We start from the raw sequence: 16,902 nt of genomic DNA, 5'->3' as shown, positions 1-16,902 counted from the left end.
TGCGTGAGCGATTGCAGCAAGCTACCGTGTAGCGCGGAAAGCGCGGTTTTGGAGCTTAGCGGAAAAACACGCCCTAATTATTCCCATTTATGGTTTTTCTCTTTTTCCATGAGTTCTTTAATCTTTTCGTCTTCCCAGTTTTTACCAATAACTAAAGTGGGTAAAAATACAGATGCGCCATGAGCCACTAGGCCTATTCCCCAAAAAAATAAGGTGGTAAAGTTTTGCCACTGAAAGTAACTTTCTCCTGCCTCTAAATGTTGTGTGTTTACTATGGCAATTATTATGTTAATAACAGCATATACTAAAGCATGTCTGTAAAAGCCGCTTACACGTCTTACTTGTTTTTTTGCGCGTTCGTAGCGTTCTTGTTCGAAGTATGAATTTTCCATTAGTCCCAATTTTTTTGTTGTTTTTCGTTTTTTTTTAATATCTCTTGTATTTTGCGTTCTTCCCACGATTTACCGTATCCGAAGACCGATATAGCGTGAAACACGAGTCCCATTCCCCATCCTAACATAGGGTACCAAAACCATTGGTAACCCCAAAAGGTTTTATAATTGATAAATATAAGTACTGGGATAACCACGCAGTATGAGATTAAATTACCGTAAAAGCCTTTTATTTCTTCTACGCGTTTTTTAGCGCGGTAGTAAGCGTCTTGTTCGTTGTATTGATGTTTTGTTGGTTCCATAATTGAAATGCGTTTTGTAAGTATTGGTATTTTAACTGCAAAATACTCTGGAGTTTCGTCTACCAACACTTTTCTGTTAGTTAATATGGCATAGCGATTTACTATGTTTTGTAATCCTACACCTTTACGGGTTTGTAAAACCTCTTTCTTTTGTAAATTATTTTTAACAACTAATACGTTGTCTTCTATTGTAATAGTAATTTCTAATGGTTTTTGCTCGCTTACCGTGTTGTGTTTAATGGTGTTTTCTAACAACAACTGTAAGGACAATGGCACCACTTTAGCTTCTGGCTGATCGTAGTCTTCTGGCAATTGAAATACGATACTGTTTTCGAATCGCATTTTAAGCAGATTCATATACGTTTTAGCAAATCTAAGTTCTTCGGCGACTGTGACTAACTCTTTATCTTTTTGATCTAAAACATAGCGATAAATTTTAGATAAAGACACCGTAAATCGTTGTGCGCTGTCTGGATTCTCTTCGATTAAAGAGGTTAATACATTGAGGCTGTTAAATAAAAAATGCGGATCGATTTGATTTTTTAAACTCTCGAATTGCGCACTTGCCGTTCCTGCAATAACTTTTTGTTCCTTAAGCTTCTTTTGCTGGTATGCATTGTAGTAATACACGATATGAAACACAACAACAATACTCATGGTTATCCAGAATCCGAAAATATAATCGGATAAACGCTCGCTTGCTAAAAACTCACTAAATGAAAGCCCTTGATAAACTAGTCTTGTTACTGCATGAATAACGAATAAACCTAATAATGTAATTAACGAAGCCCCTACAAAACCAATTACTAGTCTTAAAATTTGTTGATTATTTTTCCAGTTTCTAGTAGATAAAAACTGAAAATACGCCATGTTAGAATAGCCTAGTATGAAAGCATAGAGCTGATAAAATATAAAGTCTATTAAAAAATCGTTTACCGATTGGTAATTAAAATTACCAAACCAAAGGTTACCTATAAGGTAGACAATGCAACCTATGGCGAATGTGACTATTATATTTTTTTTAGATTTAATCATTCTTAGAGTTCTAATACTTATTGTTTACACGATGCCAGTACACTCTTAGCACGTTCTTCTCCCCAAAGCGGATGCAATGGTGTTTCAGGTTTAAAGTTAGCAAAAAGTTGTAAAGCGCGTTCTATATCTTTACAAAACGGTGCTGTATCCTGCCCAAAATACTTAGCGGTACCCATACCCCATTCTGCTTTACCTAACACCACCATTGGGTTTTCTGGAGCAATAGCATAGGCTTTTTCATAGAGTTCTGTAATCTTACCAGAATATTTTATCCCGTAGGCCATTCCATCAAAAGCCACCCAATTGGTGTATACTTGAGCTTGTAACACTAAAATATATTCATTATTTGGGCTTATGCCTTGCGCAGTATTTATATACTCCTGTGCCTTATCTAAATTAGCTTTAATTACGGTGGCATCCTTTTCTCTCCAGCTCTTTAAACTGTTTAATTGCGCAACATAGTAGTTAGGCAACCATTGGTCTGGTTCGGCTGCTGCAATGCGCTCAAAAAGCTGCTCTGACTCTGTAAGCTTATTGTCTTGCCATAACGCAAAGGCTTTTTGCATACCGTTTTCGAAATCTGATTGTGCATTAGCAATTACATTGACTAAAATCACGACTAAAAGAATTAAATGTTTCATATTGATTGGTTATTAAATGATTATACAGCAAATATCTATGGAAAGCGGAGGTTTTAAAAAAACGATATACCGAACTGTAGTTTTTATGTGATGAATTGTAAATGGATAATTATTGCATAGCTTACACCCTAAAGACTCTACGTTTATTTCTTTCGTTGTTAAAAAAATGAACCAAAAAAATCTAGGCTTACCAACCTTTACCTAAATTTCAAGAACTCGCCACAACTTGCAGTAAAAAGAAAGAACCGGAAATAAACAAGCAACTTGAAATTTTTGGATAAATTTTCGATAAGCCCAACATCTTTAGTGTTTTACTTTTAAAGCCCTAAGCAACACATACGGTAACTTCTACCCAAAAATTAAGATACACACTTACTAACTTATAAATTATCTAATTGATTATCGGTACCATTATCGCTAATGGTCCAGAAGAACCCGATAAAGAAAAACTGATCGGCTGCAGGTCTTAATGCACGTCTATCATACACCCCATTACTATTTGGCGTATTTGCATATTGATACCCATTAACATTTTTAAAATCTAATGCATTACTAACAGACAGATATAAAATCTTTTGTGGACTTAATAAATACGCCCAATTTAAACTTAAACTATTGTAAGCTTTTGTTTTTTGGTTTAAAAAGCCTGTTTCATTGGGATTGGTATACGTACGTCCAGATGCTAAACTGTAACTAAATCCCACCTGACTTTTCCAATGGTCTATCCAATATTTTCCAACGACAGACAAGTTATGTGTATTTGCAAAATTTGGTTGTGCAGCGGTAGGGTAATTTTTATAATCGCGTTCGGTATCCAGGAAGGAATAACTCACCCAATAATCAAAATTTTTAAGAGATTTATTGTCTCTAAAAAACAAATCTATCCCTTTGGCATAGCCATAACCAGTATTATTAAACACACTATTATAACTAATATATTCTGTATTATATTTTATTAAATTTGAATAGTTTTTATAATAGGCTTCTGCTCTAAACAAACGTCCGTCTGTATTTAACTGATAGTTTAATATGTAATGACTAGTTTTCTCTGAATCAATATTTTGATTAAACTTTAAAACATCGTTGTTTGGATTTTGATAAAACAAACCATAAGCCAAAGATACTTGACTCTTAGACGACGTTTTATATGCTAAAGATACCCGCGGAGCCACCTCAAAAGCTTTAAAAAACTCACTATATTCTGCTCTTATTCCAGCTTTTAATGCTAGCTTTTTTGTAAACACCATATCGGCTTCAGTAAAGGCTGCTGCAATATTAGCATTAAAACCATAAGGTTCTGCATCTACTGTTGGGGAGGTGTGAGTTTCATCAAAAATGGTTAGAAAATACTCGATTCCAAAATTCAATTTAAACCTGTTATTAAAACGGTATTTCAATCTAAATTTAGCATGTATAGAATGTTCTAAATTATCAACCGTATCATCTATAACCTCTGTATCTAATTTATTATTAGTATAACTCCCACCCGCAAATACAGACCAGTTTGAATTTAACTTCCCTTGATACGACGTGTTTACATACAAGTTTCTATTTTTTAACCGATAGTGAATGCCATTAGCATAATTAATATCTTCTTGAGTTAACTCAAACACACTATACTCTAATGCCGAATACAACTTAAACAAGCCATTATCAAATGTTCTACGATAAACGGCTTCACCAGAAAAACCTTCGTATGGCTTTTCCCAATCATTTCTATCTGGAAACAGCTTGTTATAGGGCGCCAAATTTATATACGACCCATTTACACTTAAAGCACTTTTATCCCATTTTTTAGTATGTCCTAATGCGCCTCCAACGGTCATTATACCAATATCTGTTTTGTTTTGTTCAGGCTCATCAATGGTATTTAATAAAAGTACACTGGATAAGGCCTGACCATATTCGGCAGAATACCCTCCGGTAGAAAACGTAATACCATCAAATAAAAATGGCGAATATCGCCCTCTAGAAGGCACATTATTGGTAGTAGGTGTGTAAGGCGTAAATACCCGAACACCATCAATAAAAATCTGAGTTTCGTCGGCTTCACCACCTCTCACAAACAACCTTCCGTCTTCGGCAACTGTTGTGGTTCCTGGCAACGTTTGTAACGCTCCTACAAAATCGCCTACCGCACTTGCCGTAGTAACTACATCTAGCGCAGATAATGCATTTACCTTACTATTATCTCCAGCTGAAAAAGTTCCTGCAGAAAGTACCACGGCGTCTAATGTATTAACGTCTTCTTTAAGCTTAACAATAATATCTTGGAATGCGGACACATCTGCGTATTTACGATACGTCTCGTAACTTAAAAATGAAACAATTAGCGTTTGCGAAGCAGTTTTTGTGGTTTTAAAACTAAATGCGCCAGCCTCGTCTGTGGTTGCTCCATCATAAGAGCCTTCTATATAGACATTAGCGCCTACAATAGGATTATTTTTAACATCTTTAACCTGACCCGAAATTAAGGTTTGGGAAACAGATGTACCTAGATTGAAAAAACAAATAATAAATAAGAGTGAATGCAAAAGTTTCATGGTTGATTGTTTTAGTTAACAACACAAAAATGAAACGGAATAGAGAGCTACAGAACTTTATAAGACCCAACTGTTATATTTTTAGGATGAATTGTAAATGCATCGACTACACATTCAGAAACCACAAAAACTCCATTCTAGATCTTTGATTTTTGCCCCGCGTTCCACGCTTATTTTTAACTATAATTGAGTTTATATTCTATAATTGTAATAGCATACTTATTAATTTTTTATATCAAAATCATATAAAACTCAGCAAAATTTCGCATATTTAAAAAACACTAACTTGTCATGAATAACTAACTACAAAAAGCAACCATAGACTTTATCTATATACAACAACTAATAAACACATAGTCAAAATATTAAACATTATTACCTAAATAATAATTTTAAAAAAATATAAATATTTTAACCAACAAAATAACAACCATTTTATACATATAAATCATACAAAAACACCTATTTAAGACCTATAAAATTAAAAAAAGCAAAAACAAAATTTGAGAAGTTTTGTAACAATTGCTAAATAAAAGACACTAATATCTTAACTAACCTCTCGACTTGAATAAAGACCAAGAACATAACTTTATACAATTGCTTGAAGAGCATCAAAACATCATTCATAAAGTGTGCCGTTTGTACACGAATGATTATGACGCTCACAACGATTTGTTTCAAGAAATTACTATTCAACTTTGGAAAGCGTATCCAAAGTTTCGTGGTGATGCAAAGTTTAGTACTTGGATGTATCGTATTGGATTAAACACTGCTATTACGTTATATAGAAAATCGAAACGAACAATTACAACTCAGAATTTTGATGCTGTTCAATTTAGAATAAAAGCGGAAGAGTATGACGATACTGAGGAACAACAATTAAAACTGCTTTACAGTGCCGTAAAACAATTAAACGACATTGAAAAAGCACTTGTGTTTTTGTATTTAGAGGACAAAAACTATAAAGAAATTAGTGAAACAATGGGAATAAGTGAAGTGAATGCCAGAGTGAAGATGAATCGGGTAAAAACGAAATTAAAAACCATTTTAAATCCGTAAAAAATCTATGGATGAATTAGATCTTTTAAAGAAAGACTGGAATAAACCGGAAAATCAAAACTTTCCGAAGTTATCCTATAATGATATTTATAAAATGCATTTAAAAAAATCCTCTTCTACCGTGAAATGGATTTTTATAATTAGCTTATTAGAATTTGTATTTTGGACTATAATATCCTTTAGTTTTAAGGATAATGAAAGTATAACTCGTTTTAAAGGAACTGTTATAGAAACTGTTTTAGAAGTTTTATCCGTTGTAGCCTATATCGTTTTATTTTACTTCTTTTACTTGTTTTACAAGAACTACAAAAAGATATCTACTACTGATAGTGCAAAGAAGTTAATGGAAAATATTTTAAAAACTCGTCATACTGTAAAACTGTATGTCATTTTTAACCTTGTTTTTATAGTAATTTCTACAATAGCCGTTTTGTTATTAGATATTAAACAAGATCCTCATTTAAGCTCAAAACTAAATGAAGCTGCTGCTAGCGGCCAAATATTTATGTTTTATTCAAATATCATATTAATTACCGCTGGAATTTTAACCATTACCATTACTATATTACTCGGATTTTATTGGCTAATTTATGGTATTTTACTAAAAAGGTTAAATCGCAATTATAGAGAATTAAAGAAAATGGATTTATAATTAATATTCCCTTTTCTTATTTAATTCTTCCATATCTTGAATTTGTTGTTTAGTCAGTACTTTTAAGAATGAAGGATGTTGCTCTATAGAATATTCAATTTTCTCAACAATATTATCAATTGTATCATTTTCATAATCGATATCTAAAGGCGCTTTAATCTCCATTGTTTGAAGAATATTCTTTTTCTTGATACGTAACCCCTTTTTATCAAAAGAACGTCTAAAACCATCTATAACTACAGGAATTACTATAGGCTGATAACGTTTAATAATATGTGCAGTACCTTTTCTAATAGGTTTAAACGGTGTCGTAGTACCTTGCGGAAAAGTAATTACCCACCCGTCTTTTAAAGCTGTAGCAATACTAGAAATATCACTCATCTTTACTTGTCTGTTAACATCCTTCCCTTCAGATCTCCAAGTACGCTCAATACTTATAGACCCCGCATAAGCAAAAATTTTAGGTAACAATCCAGCTTTCATAGTCTCTTTAGCCGCTACGTAATACAAATTAAGTTTAGGATGCCAGATATAACCTATATTTTTTATAGAGTCTTCCCGACCACTCAAACTAGCATTAAATACATGAAACATTGCTACCACATCTGCAAAGTATGTTTGATGATTAGAAATAAAAAGCACGTTTTGATCTGGTAAATCTTTTAAAATTTCAGAACCTTCAATTTGTAGTTCATTAAACCCTCTAAAACGTCTATGTGTTAAGATTCCTAAGAATCTAATAATCCATTTTTTTAATAAAAGTATATGTCCGAAAGGATTTCGTTTCAACAATCCCATGATTTTTGTCTGTTTTTTGAATTTACAAATGTAGGGAAAACTCAAAGATATCGCACCCCTTTTAAAATGTCTTTTACTTCGCTAAGCATCATAGCCGTTGCACCCCAAACTACATGACCTTGAAAAATAAACGCTGGCACATCTATTTCTTGAGCGTAAGATGTTGTTACTCTTTTAGTCACTACATTAGTATCGCTTAAAAATTCTACCAAAGGCACCTCAATTATGGCATCTACTTCCGTGTCTTGCTTTAAAAAAACAGGTGTTTTCTCGGCTATTCCAATAAATGGTTGTACTATAAAATGACTTGGTGGGATATAAATATCAGTAATTTTACGCCATACTTCTATATTTTCTTCCGGCACTCCAACTTCTTCAAAGGTCTCTCTTATGGCTGCGGCTTTTAAAGAATCGTCTTCAGGCTCTACCTTACCTCCTGGAAATCCGATTTGAGCAGAATGCACGCCCTTATACGTATTTCTTAAAATTAAAACCAGACTTGTTTGCTGTAATGTATCGGGATAAAATAAAGCCATAACCGCTGCTTTTCTAGCGGTTTTCATCTTAATTTTATCCATTTCCAAAAGTTGAGTTCTAAAAGGAGGCGACATTTTAAACTGAGATGCTTCGGCTGGAAGCGGTATATTTTCTATTTTTGATCTTAACTTTATAAAATCATTAAAATTCATCTATGAGAGTCTTAGTTTACAGTTGTTTGTTTCTTTTGTTATTTAATTGTGAAGATACGAAATCTAAAAAAAATAATACTTTAAATCCTATACCAGAAACTTCAACAACTAAGACTACTGAAAAAGCTAGTGTAAAACAAGACAGTTTAATTAACACTGCCGAAAACACACGTGAATTCCCTGTATTAACGGATGATAATGCTATGGAATTTTTTCTTCAGTATGAAAAGCACCATAAAGAGAACAAAGTTAGAATAACTACAGAATTTGGAACTATAGATATTTTACTCTTCAACGAAACAAAATTTCATCGTGCCAACTTTATATTTTTAACCAAACAGGGGTATTTTACAAATACACAATTTTATAGAGTTGTAAAAAACTTTATTATTCAAGGTGGTAGTAGTGATGATCCTGAGATTGGCAAACGACGAGTTGATATTGGAAAATACCTTTTACCTACAGATGCAAAACGAGGCTTTACACATGATAGAGGTGTTATTTCCATGCCAAGTAGCGATATTGAAAACCCTTATAAATTAGCTTCGCCTTACGAGTTTTTTATTGTACAAGCTCCTGGTGGTGCACACCATTTAGATGGAGATTACACCATATTTGGAAAAGTTATTAACGGAATGGATGTTGTAGATAAAATTTCGAATGTAGAAACAGATAATGCAGAATGGCCTTTACATAATGTTTACATACAAAGCATTGAAATTATTAATTAAACAACCTCATCATCACTATATACGCTTGGTAAACTAATTTTAAAACGTACAGCCAAAAGCCGTATTGCAATAATTATAAAACCAGATATTAAATAAATAAGATTACTTTCTACCTGTAATTCTCGTAATAAGAAAAAAGAAATACCTCCAACAATACATGCTGTAGCATAAATTTCATTTCTAAAAATTACAGGGATATCATTACATAATATATCTCTAATAACACCACCAAAACATGCCGAAATAGTTCCTAAAGATATACATATTAAAGGGTGAAAATTTAGGTTTATACCCTTTTGTATACCTACAAGAGTATATAAGCCTATACCAATAGTATCAAACAAAAACATAGGGGTTCTTAAATAATCTATTCTTTGCTTTATAATTACAGCTAAAATTGTAGTAATTGCAATCACATACACATAAATCATATTCTCCATCCAAAACACTGGAGTACTACCTATAAGAATATCCCTAAGCGTTCCACCACCTGTAGCCGTTACGAAGGCTATAATAAAAATCCCGAACGGATCCATACGCTTATTTAATGCGACTAATACCCCCGAAATAGCAAAAGATATGGTTCCTAAAATATCTATGATATAAAACATAGGCTTTGGTTTAATTTACAATTTTTTACTAAAGACGTGCCAAAAGTAGACTTTAATAATGATTTTAAGAATTTGAAGCATAAAAAAACCCTTTAAACAATACTATTTAAAGGGTTTTTAAGATTATATATTGTTAAATTATACGGTAGTTTCTCCTAACCATGCTTTCATCATCCAAATTGTTTTTTCCTGCTCAGTAATAAAATCACTCATCATAGAGTTTGTACCTTCATCGTTAGCATCATCAGATTTATCCAATATATCTCTTTCTATTTGTAATAATACCGATAATGAATCTACAATAAGAGCAACAGCTTTTTCATCGTCTGAAATATCTTTCCCAACTGGAACTTTTGAATGATTAGTATAATCATTAAAAGTATGTAAAGGTGTTTCTCCTAAAGTTAAAACACGTTCTGCAATTTCATCAACCTTCACATTAGCGTCTGTATACAATTCTTCAAATTTCATATGTAATTCAAAAAACTGTTTTCCTTTAATATTCCAATGAATCCCTCTTAGATTTTGATAATACGTCTGAAAATTAGCTAACAAAACATTTAAATCTTTTGCTAAATCTTTAGTTTTTTTGGCGTCTAGCCCTAATATATTAAGTGTCATAATTAATGCTTTTTTAGTTTATACAAATTTAGTGATAATTAATACAACTATTAATTAGTTTTATTGATTGATTTTATAGTTTTATAGTCTAAATTTATACCATGACAATTACTCAACTATATTATGTTTTGGCAGTTGCCGAAAATCAGAATTTCACTAAAGCTGCAGAAAAGTGTTTTGTGACCCAGCCCACGTTAAGTATGCAAATACAAAAGCTTGAAGACGAATTGGATATACTTATTTTTGATCGTGGCAAAAAACCTATTGAGCTCACAGAGATTGGTAAAAAAATTGTAAATCAAGCTAAGAATATTGTTAATGAATCTTATAGAATTCAGGATATAGTAGATCAGCAAAAAGGATTTATTGGAGGTGAATTTAGGTTAGGAATTATACCAACCGTTATGCCTACTCTATTACCAATGTTTTTAAATACTTTTATTAAAAAACATCCGAAGGTAAAACTAATCATAGAAGAAATTACAACTGAAGAAATTATATCCAGATTAAATGAAGGGCATTTAGATGCAGCCATAGCCGTAACACCTTTAGAGTCTGAATTAATTAAAGAGCGTGTACTTTACTATGAGCCTTTTGTAGGTTATGTCCCTACAAATCACAGATTATATGAGACAAACAAAATAAGCCCAGAGGATTTAGATATAGGTGATATGCTTTTACTTGAAGATGGGCATTGCTTTAGAGAAGGTGTTTTAAATATTTGTAAGTCGTTTAAAAATCATATAGACACAAATTTTCAACTTGAAAGTGGAAGTATAGAAACATTAATAAAACTTTCTAACGAAGGCTTAGGGATGACTTTATTACCCTATTTACATACTTTAGACTTAAATCCAAACTCGCAGCATCATTTAAAACCTTTTAAAGATCCTTCTCCAGCAAGAGAAGTGAGTTTAATATACCACAAAAGTGAATTAAAAATGCAAATTATTGAAGCCATACAATCTGTTATATCTGGATTGGTAAGAGGTGCAATTGCATTCCAGAATGTTAAAATTGTGAGTCCGCTACCAAAACGAAAATAGGATTAGATTACATAATATAAAACGAAAAAAAGCAACTATTTCTAGTTGCTTTTTTTTTATACTTCTAAATACACTAAGCATGTATTTAATTCCGGGTTTTGTTGTACCATAGATTCTATAAAAATCTTTAGCTCTTCAATTTCATAAGGTAATAACCTCTGAAGGGCTTTTTGTACTTCTTTACAAAACAACGTAGTATCAAAACTAACTTTATTAAGTATAGTTTTAGTATACTCAAACATTGCTCTAGCCATAGTTATTTAATTTAGGTTTAGATTTTTTAAGTAGAAATGCTTAATAGGCCACTATAACGTTTTAAATTCCCTTAAAAATAGATATTTATATCTTAAAAAAAACTTAAAATTTTAAAAAAATATTAAAATCTATTGTCACCACCCAATAAATCGCCTAGTCCACCTAGCACACTGCCCTCTCCTTTATTATTATTTCCTTTTGGTAATGCCGCTAATACGCGTCCTGCTAACCTACTAAAAGGTAACGATTGTATATACACTGTTCCGGGACCTGTTAGAGTTGCAAAAAACAACCCTTCACCACCAAAAACAGAATTTTTTATACCTCCAACAAACTCAATGTCATAGTCAATATTTTGAGTAAATCCAACAATACAACCTGTATCTACTCTTAATTTTTCACCTGCTTTTAATTCTTTTGTAGCCAAAGTACCGCCAGCATGCACAAACGCCATACCATCTCCTTCTAATTTTTGCATGATAAAACCTTCTCCTCCAAACAATCCTCTACCTAAGCGTTTAGAAAACTCAATTCCAACACTAACACCTTTAGCTGCACATAAAAATGCATCTTTTTGACAGATTACCTTTCCTCCAAATTTAGTAAGATCTACAGCTAATATTTTTCCAGGATAAGGAGATGCAAAAGATACCGAACGTTTTATATTAAGTGTATTATAAAAAGCTGTCATAAATAAACTTTCTCCAGTTAACAACCGTTTTCCAGCTCCTAAAATAGATCCCAAAAAACCTTCATTTTGCTTAGAACCATCTCCAAATATAGTTTCCATTTTAATGCCTTCATGCATCATCATAAAACTACCAGCTTCTGCAATTACACCTTCATTTTGGTCTAATTCAATTTCAACATATTGCATTTCTTCACCATATATATGATAATCTATTTCGTGTGCTCTCATAAAACATAAATATTTAAGGTTACACCATATATGTTGATTAAATTATTTTTTTGTTACACTTAATCCTAAAAAATTAAAATTAGAGTTGAGATATTATCAATAAAACAATATAATTAATAGCACTCTTATAATGTATAATTGATCTAATACAAACGCTTTACATTTGTATTGTTTTTAAAGACATATTTTAAGCCCACATTTAAATAGAAACTATTAGGTATTTCAAAATCATATATTTCTTCATTATCATAATCTTGAAGTTGTAAGCTATTATAAACAGAATAACCGCCATTTAATGTAGCTTTAAAATGATCCCAGAAGCTAAAGTTATATCCAAGACCTAATAGCACACTAGTTTGTCTTAATGTTCCGCTATATTCTACTTTATATACATCTATGCCGTCGTTAACATTTCCTGTAAACCCATTAAGTGTTGCAAAACCTTCTAACTCGTGATTTTTAGCAAAAGACCATTTAACGCGAGAATCTGGCACACCAATTTTATAGGCCCATTCCTCATCTACACGTTTTGTATATGAAATAACAGGTATTGGATAGTATAAACCATATTTAATATCGTAAGCTGCACCAAATACCCATAATGAGTTTTTATCTGCATTATATTTTTCTAAGGTAACTAAAGCATTAAAAAACAGATCGTCTCCTTTTATTTCATTTTCACCAAAATTAGATGACACCTGAGATTCTCCCATGATATTTAAAGCCCAATTATCGCTTAAACTACGTTGATAGGTAAATCTGAAACTAAAAGCATTAAAATTTTCAATTTCCTCTGTTTCAAAAGGTACATCATCATCTACATAATTAAAACTAGTGTTTTGCACTGTTCCGCCAACGGTTAATTTTTCCTTGGCTGTATTAATAACAGGAATATCTATTCCTGCTTCTAATTTTACTGTGGTACCAACTCCTGTACTTGGTAATAACTCTGTGTTCACATAAACACCATCTTCTTGTTGAGCAAAAGAGACCTTAGTCCCTATAAATAACAAAAGAATCAATACTTTTTTCATATAAAAATTTTCATTAATTAATTTAAACAAGCATTATAATACTTCTTAAAGACTGTAAAAGTGTTATAAACAAATAATATTATCAATTTTTATAGATAGACAGGGGTTGTTTATAGAGTTAAAGGCAAATTTTGTCTATCAAAAAAATACAGGTCATTAAATGTGGTAATTGCGTATAAACACTGGAGTAATTTAACAAAACATTACACTAAAAAACACAATAAAAAACTTATGAAATTATACTTTAAGACGGATGGTCCACTGAAAATTAAACGTAGAAACTTCTATCCCTTCTTCATTTACACCAACAGCTTTCATCCAAAATGTTTGTCCAGTTCCTGTAGCAATAGTTTTAGATAAGGCATCTTTGATTACATGACCATCATTGCATGTAAATGTTATTTTACCTGTTGCTTTTTTTGTAAAACTTGCTTCGTTACTTAAAACTAACATTGATATTTTCTTTTTACTTTCGGCAATTTGCAACATTACAAGAGCCCCTGTAGAGAGTTCTGCTGCCATCCCTTGCACTGCCCAAAACATTGATTTAAAAGGATTTTGATTAATCCATCGGTGCCTTACGGTAACTACGCATTGCTGCATACTTAAACGTTTTGTACGTACTCCACAAAAAAAAGCTGCAGGGAGTTTAAACAATAAAAATCGATTTAATTTAGAAGCTGTAAGTATCATGTGTAGTTTGTTTTTAGTAAAAATATAGAAATTAATTCACACCTCAATTTGTTAATATTATGTTAATTTACACTACTATGTTTTGCATAATACCTTTTTAAAGATATATATTTGCATAAGAAACTATTATATACTTTTAAAATGCCAAGTAACCACCAAAATAATATTGCCACGTGTATTCACCTGTCCACCTTCTCGAGGTTCTTTTTCCCTTTTGGAAACTTTATCGCCCCTATTGTATTATGGATTACTAACAGAGATAAATCTGATTTTATAGATAGACACGGAAAACAAGCCATTAATTTTCAATTAAGTATTTTATTATATACCATCGTTCTTGGAATGATAAGCATACCTTTTTTTATTTTCAATTTCATAAATGATATAAACGTTATCAATCTTAATCTTTTTGAAAGCATACATATTAATATTGGAAAACCTTCACCTTTATTGTATTTAGGCGGTGCTTTAGGCGGACTAGCCATAATTGGTTTTTTAATAGAGTTAGCTTTAATTATTAGAGCAAGCTTAAAAGCTAAAGAAGGCGAAGATTATCAATATCCCTTTACAATACATTTCATCAAATAAATCATCAATCAAAACATGAACAGTTTAAATTTAAATCACAGAACACAATGACTCGAACTTTAATACAGCAAAACCATCAGCCTAAAAGTCTTGAAAAACCAGAAATAAAATAGAACACAGATGAAAATAGAAAACACAAAAGCACAAATGCGAAAAGGTGTTTTAGAATACTGCATCTTATCTATTCTAAAAGACGATGACGCTTATGTTGCAGAAATTTTAAATACCTTAAAAGATGCAAAAATGCTCGTAGTAGAAGGTACAATTTATCCGCTTTTAACTCGACTAAAAAACGCAGGACTTCTTAATTACAGATGGGAAGAATCTACTTCTGGACCGCCAAGAAAATATTACGGATTAACAGAAACCGGACAATTATTTTTAAGTGAATTAAACACCACTTGGAGTGAATTACAACACGCCGTAAACTTAGTAACAAGCCAAAAAAAACACCGCAATGAATAAAACAGTTAATATAAATTTAGCAGGCACATTTTTTCATATAGATGAAGATGCTTACCAAAAGTTACAACGTTATCTAGATGCAATAAAACGTTCGTTTACAGACTCGCAAGGCCGCTCTGAAATTCTTGCCGATATTGAAGCTCGTATTGCCGAATTGTTCACTGAACGTGTTAAGCATGACAAACAGGTTATAAGTACTAAAGAAGTTGAAGAAGTAATCGCTATTATGGGGCAACCTGAAGATTATTTAGTAGATGATGAAATTTTTGAAGATGAGCCTACAACTTCACCACGTTCTAAGTCTATAAAAAAATTATACCGAGATACTAGCAATTCTTATATAGGTGGTGTTGCCTCTGGTTTAGGGCACTATTTGGGATTAGATGCAATTTGGATTCGATTAATATGGGTATTATTAGCACTTGGATCTATGGGGACATTTGTTTTAATATATATCTTATTCTGGATTCTAGTGCCAGAAGCCTTAACAACCGCTGAAAAACTAACCATGACAGGCGAACCTGTTAATATTAGTAACATTGAAAAAAAAATTAAAAAAGGGTTTGAAGGCGTTTCGGATACTGTAAAAAATGTAGATTACGAAAAATATGGCAGCAAAGTAAAGTCTACTTCAAAATCATTTTTTGATACTATTGGAGATATCATCATGTTTTTTTTAAAGCTATTTGCTAAATTTATTGGTGTACTTTTAGTATTGTTTAGCGCCTTATCTATATTCGCCTTACTAATTAGTGTACTATCTTTAGGAAGTTCTTCTTTCTTTCACCCATGGTGGATGGACTATCCAGATGCTGTTAATACCACTGGACTTCCAATTTGGTTAGGGTCTTTATTAGTATTTTTTACTGTAGGAATACCTTGTTTTTTCGTGTTATATTTAGGGCTTAAAATTCTAATTAACAATTTAAAATCTATTGGGAAGCCTGCAAAATTTACATTACTTGGTATTTGGCTAATTTCGCTTATAGGCCTAATTACTATAGGTATTAAACAAGCCTCTGATCATGCTTTAGATTCTGTAGTCACACAAAAAGACACACTTTTATACAATACTAAAGATACCTTGCAAATTAGTATGGTAAAAAACAATAAATTCAATAGAAACTTACGTAGAAGTTCTGATTTTAAAATTGTGTATAACGATAACGACCAAAAGGTTATTTTCTCTAGAGACGTTGCGCTTTATATAAGATCTACAAAAGATAGTGTGGCTATGATTCAGATTGAAAAAGAATCTAAAGGAAAAAACTACCTAGAGGCTAAAGATCGTGCTGAAAAAATTGTATACAACTATACCCTTAAAAATAACCAGCTATTATTAGACAGTTATTTACTAACCGACTATAAAAACAAATACAGAGAGCAAAAGGTAGATATAATACTTTATCTGCCCGAAGGAACATATGTAGATCTGAACAGAAATTTGCGTTCGTTTTTACCAGCATATAACTCGGTAGACAATATAATTACTTACAAAAACTCAAATCATATCATGAAAATTTTAAATGATGATGCGACTTGTGTTGATTGTACCGAAGCTGAAGACGATGAAGATTTTAACAACAATAATATTATAGATGTTAATATTAATGATGAAAACGGATCTTTAAAAATTAATAGTGAAGGTGTAAGTATAAAAAATGATAATGTAGATATACAAATAGGCCATACGGGAGTAAAAGCTAATAGTAGTGAAGTTAAAGTGGATATTGGAGAAAACGGAATCAACATTACCTCAGACGAAGACAATTAAACCAATTCATCAATAATCATCAATCAAAAAACCAACAGTATGATAGCCTTAATC

At 31.8% G+C, this 16,902-nt stretch carries 19 protein-coding genes; 7 read left to right on the top strand and 12 right to left on the bottom strand.

Annotation, left to right across the window (positions count from 1 at the left end; genetic code table 11):
• Positions 1 to 77: 77 nt before the first annotated feature.
• From FNB79_RS10360 to FNB79_RS10345, 4 genes are all read right to left on the bottom strand, one after another.
• Positions 78 to 392: a 2TM domain-containing protein gene (locus tag FNB79_RS10360; RefSeq protein WP_143381230.1), complete on the bottom strand. Its 315-nt coding sequence runs from the start codon at positions 390 to 392 to the stop codon at positions 78 to 80.
• Positions 392 to 1,729: a 2TM domain-containing protein gene (locus FNB79_RS10355; RefSeq protein WP_143381229.1), complete on the bottom strand. Its 1,338-nt coding sequence runs from the start codon at positions 1,727 to 1,729 to the stop codon at positions 392 to 394. The genes FNB79_RS10360 and FNB79_RS10355 overlap by 1 nt, the downstream gene beginning before the upstream one ends.
• 17 nt (positions 1,730 to 1,746) lie before the next feature.
• Positions 1,747 to 2,370 carry a hypothetical protein gene (locus tag FNB79_RS10350; RefSeq protein ID WP_143381228.1) on the bottom strand — a complete coding sequence of 208 codons (624 nt, stop codon included), beginning with the start codon at positions 2,368 to 2,370 and terminating at the stop codon, positions 1,747 to 1,749.
• 380 nt (positions 2,371 to 2,750) lie between these two features.
• Positions 2,751 to 4,913, bottom strand: coding sequence for a TonB-dependent receptor (locus FNB79_RS10345; protein ID WP_143381227.1), 2,163 nt, complete (start codon positions 4,911 to 4,913; stop codon positions 2,751 to 2,753).
• Positions 4,914 to 5,477: 564 nt separating this feature from the next.
• On the opposite strand from FNB79_RS10345, the gene FNB79_RS10340 reads away from it, so the two are divergent.
• A complete protein-coding gene (locus FNB79_RS10340; RefSeq protein WP_143381226.1) occupies positions 5,478 to 5,972 on the top strand; it encodes an RNA polymerase sigma factor in 495 nt (164 codons plus the stop codon).
• Positions 5,973 to 5,979: 7 nt separating this feature from the next.
• Positions 5,980 to 6,624: a hypothetical protein gene (locus FNB79_RS10335; protein ID WP_143381225.1), complete on the top strand. Its 645-nt coding sequence runs from the start codon at positions 5,980 to 5,982 to the stop codon at positions 6,622 to 6,624.
• Here the strand turns inward: FNB79_RS10335 and FNB79_RS10330 are convergent, their stop codons facing one another.
• Together FNB79_RS10330 and FNB79_RS10325 are read right to left on the bottom strand one after the other, a co-directional pair.
• Complete coding sequence (locus tag FNB79_RS10330) at positions 6,625 to 7,422, bottom strand: lysophospholipid acyltransferase family protein (RefSeq protein ID WP_143381224.1); 798 nt, start codon at positions 7,420 to 7,422, stop codon at positions 6,625 to 6,627.
• Between the two features lie 41 nt (positions 7,423 to 7,463).
• A complete protein-coding gene (locus FNB79_RS10325; protein ID WP_143381223.1) occupies positions 7,464 to 8,111 on the bottom strand; it encodes an NUDIX hydrolase in 648 nt (215 codons plus the stop codon).
• A gap of 2 nt (positions 8,112 to 8,113) precedes the next feature.
• Here FNB79_RS10325 and FNB79_RS10320 point away from each other — a divergent pair, with 2 nt between their 5' ends.
• Positions 8,114 to 8,842 carry a peptidylprolyl isomerase gene (locus FNB79_RS10320; RefSeq protein ID WP_143381222.1) on the top strand — a complete coding sequence of 243 codons (729 nt, stop codon included), beginning with the start codon at positions 8,114 to 8,116 and terminating at the stop codon, positions 8,840 to 8,842.
• Here the strand turns inward: FNB79_RS10320 and FNB79_RS10315 are convergent.
• Positions 8,839 to 9,453 carry a trimeric intracellular cation channel family protein gene (locus FNB79_RS10315; RefSeq protein ID WP_143381221.1) on the bottom strand — a complete coding sequence of 205 codons (615 nt, stop codon included), beginning with the start codon at positions 9,451 to 9,453 and terminating at the stop codon, positions 8,839 to 8,841. The genes FNB79_RS10320 and FNB79_RS10315 overlap by 4 nt on opposite strands.
• Before the next feature lie 138 nt (positions 9,454 to 9,591).
• Entirely contained in the window at positions 9,592 to 10,074 is a 483-nt protein-coding gene (locus FNB79_RS10310; RefSeq protein ID WP_143381220.1) for a Dps family protein, read from the bottom strand.
• 101 nt (positions 10,075 to 10,175) lie between these two features.
• Between FNB79_RS10310 and FNB79_RS10305 the strand changes: the two genes are divergently transcribed.
• Positions 10,176 to 11,120, top strand: a complete 945-nt coding sequence (locus FNB79_RS10305) for a LysR substrate-binding domain-containing protein (protein WP_143381219.1) — start codon at positions 10,176 to 10,178, stop codon at positions 11,118 to 11,120.
• A gap of 56 nt (positions 11,121 to 11,176) precedes the next feature.
• Here the strand turns inward: FNB79_RS10305 and FNB79_RS10300 are convergent, their stop codons facing one another.
• From FNB79_RS10300 to FNB79_RS10285, 4 genes are all read right to left on the bottom strand, one after another.
• Entirely contained in the window at positions 11,177 to 11,374 is a 198-nt protein-coding gene (locus FNB79_RS10300) for a hypothetical protein (protein WP_143381218.1), read from the bottom strand.
• 122 nt (positions 11,375 to 11,496) lie between these two features.
• Positions 11,497 to 12,294, bottom strand: coding sequence for a TIGR00266 family protein (locus tag FNB79_RS10295; protein ID WP_143381217.1), 798 nt, complete (start codon positions 12,292 to 12,294; stop codon positions 11,497 to 11,499).
• Between the two features lie 143 nt (positions 12,295 to 12,437).
• Positions 12,438 to 13,328, bottom strand: a complete 891-nt coding sequence (locus tag FNB79_RS10290) for a DUF6268 family outer membrane beta-barrel protein (protein WP_143381216.1) — start codon at positions 13,326 to 13,328, stop codon at positions 12,438 to 12,440.
• A 237-nt stretch (positions 13,329 to 13,565) separates the two neighbouring features.
• Complete coding sequence (locus FNB79_RS10285; protein WP_143381215.1) at positions 13,566 to 14,021, bottom strand: DUF4442 domain-containing protein; 456 nt, start codon at positions 14,019 to 14,021, stop codon at positions 13,566 to 13,568.
• 141 nt (positions 14,022 to 14,162) lie between these two features.
• Between FNB79_RS10285 and FNB79_RS10280 the strand changes: the two genes are divergently transcribed.
• The 3 genes from FNB79_RS10280 to FNB79_RS10270 all read left to right on the top strand — a co-directional run bounded on the left by FNB79_RS10280 (position 14,163) and on the right by FNB79_RS10270 (position 16,848).
• Positions 14,163 to 14,609 (top strand): DUF4870 domain-containing protein, encoded by a 447-nt coding sequence (locus tag FNB79_RS10280; protein WP_143381214.1) that lies wholly within the window; start codon positions 14,163 to 14,165, stop codon positions 14,607 to 14,609.
• Between the two features lie 120 nt (positions 14,610 to 14,729).
• Positions 14,730 to 15,074, top strand: a complete 345-nt coding sequence (locus tag FNB79_RS10275) for a PadR family transcriptional regulator (protein ID WP_143381213.1) — start codon at positions 14,730 to 14,732, stop codon at positions 15,072 to 15,074.
• Complete coding sequence (locus FNB79_RS10270) at positions 15,067 to 16,848, top strand: PspC domain-containing protein (RefSeq protein ID WP_143381212.1); 1,782 nt, start codon at positions 15,067 to 15,069, stop codon at positions 16,846 to 16,848. Before FNB79_RS10275 ends, FNB79_RS10270 begins: the two co-directional genes overlap by 8 nt.
• Positions 16,849 to 16,902: the final 54 nt, after the last annotated feature.

Origin of the sequence: Formosa sediminum, assembly GCF_007197735.1 — a bacterium.
Taxonomy (GTDB): Bacteria; Bacteroidota; Bacteroidia; order Flavobacteriales; family Flavobacteriaceae; genus Formosa; species Formosa sediminum.
The sequence above is the reverse complement of the archived record's forward strand: the minus strand, read 5'-3'. Positions and strand labels throughout refer to the sequence as shown.

Bases quoted from the DNA above. Each gene is read 5' to 3' on its own strand.
- FNB79_RS10360 (WP_143381230.1), bottom strand. From the start codon at position 392: ATGGAAAATTCATACTTCGAACAAGAACGCTACGAACGCGCAAAAAAA.
- FNB79_RS10355 (WP_143381229.1), bottom strand. From the start codon at position 1,729: ATGATTAAATCTAAAAAAAATATAATAGTCACATTCGCCATAGGTTGC.
- FNB79_RS10350 (WP_143381228.1), bottom strand. From the start codon at position 2,370: ATGAAACATTTAATTCTTTTAGTCGTGATTTTAGTCAATGTAATTGCT.
- FNB79_RS10345 (WP_143381227.1), bottom strand. From the start codon at position 4,913: ATGAAACTTTTGCATTCACTCTTATTTATTATTTGTTTTTTCAATCTA.
- FNB79_RS10335 (WP_143381225.1), top strand. From the start codon at position 5,980: ATGGATGAATTAGATCTTTTAAAGAAAGACTGGAATAAACCGGAAAAT.
- FNB79_RS10330 (WP_143381224.1), bottom strand. From the start codon at position 7,422: ATGGGATTGTTGAAACGAAATCCTTTCGGACATATACTTTTATTAAAA.
- FNB79_RS10325 (WP_143381223.1), bottom strand. From the start codon at position 8,111: ATGAATTTTAATGATTTTATAAAGTTAAGATCAAAAATAGAAAATATA.
- FNB79_RS10320 (WP_143381222.1), top strand. From the start codon at position 8,114: ATGAGAGTCTTAGTTTACAGTTGTTTGTTTCTTTTGTTATTTAATTGT.
- FNB79_RS10315 (WP_143381221.1), bottom strand. From the start codon at position 9,453: ATGTTTTATATCATAGATATTTTAGGAACCATATCTTTTGCTATTTCG.
- FNB79_RS10310 (WP_143381220.1), bottom strand. From the start codon at position 10,074: ATGACACTTAATATATTAGGGCTAGACGCCAAAAAAACTAAAGATTTA.
- FNB79_RS10305 (WP_143381219.1), top strand. From the start codon at position 10,176: ATGACAATTACTCAACTATATTATGTTTTGGCAGTTGCCGAAAATCAG.
- FNB79_RS10300 (WP_143381218.1), bottom strand. From the start codon at position 11,374: ATGGCTAGAGCAATGTTTGAGTATACTAAAACTATACTTAATAAAGTT.
- FNB79_RS10295 (WP_143381217.1), bottom strand. From the start codon at position 12,294: ATGAGAGCACACGAAATAGATTATCATATATATGGTGAAGAAATGCAA.
- FNB79_RS10290 (WP_143381216.1), bottom strand. From the start codon at position 13,328: ATGAAAAAAGTATTGATTCTTTTGTTATTTATAGGGACTAAGGTCTCT.
- FNB79_RS10285 (WP_143381215.1), bottom strand. From the start codon at position 14,021: ATGATACTTACAGCTTCTAAATTAAATCGATTTTTATTGTTTAAACTC.
- FNB79_RS10280 (WP_143381214.1), top strand. From the start codon at position 14,163: ATGCCAAGTAACCACCAAAATAATATTGCCACGTGTATTCACCTGTCC.
- FNB79_RS10275 (WP_143381213.1), top strand. From the start codon at position 14,730: ATGAAAATAGAAAACACAAAAGCACAAATGCGAAAAGGTGTTTTAGAA.
- FNB79_RS10270 (WP_143381212.1), top strand. From the start codon at position 15,067: ATGAATAAAACAGTTAATATAAATTTAGCAGGCACATTTTTTCATATA.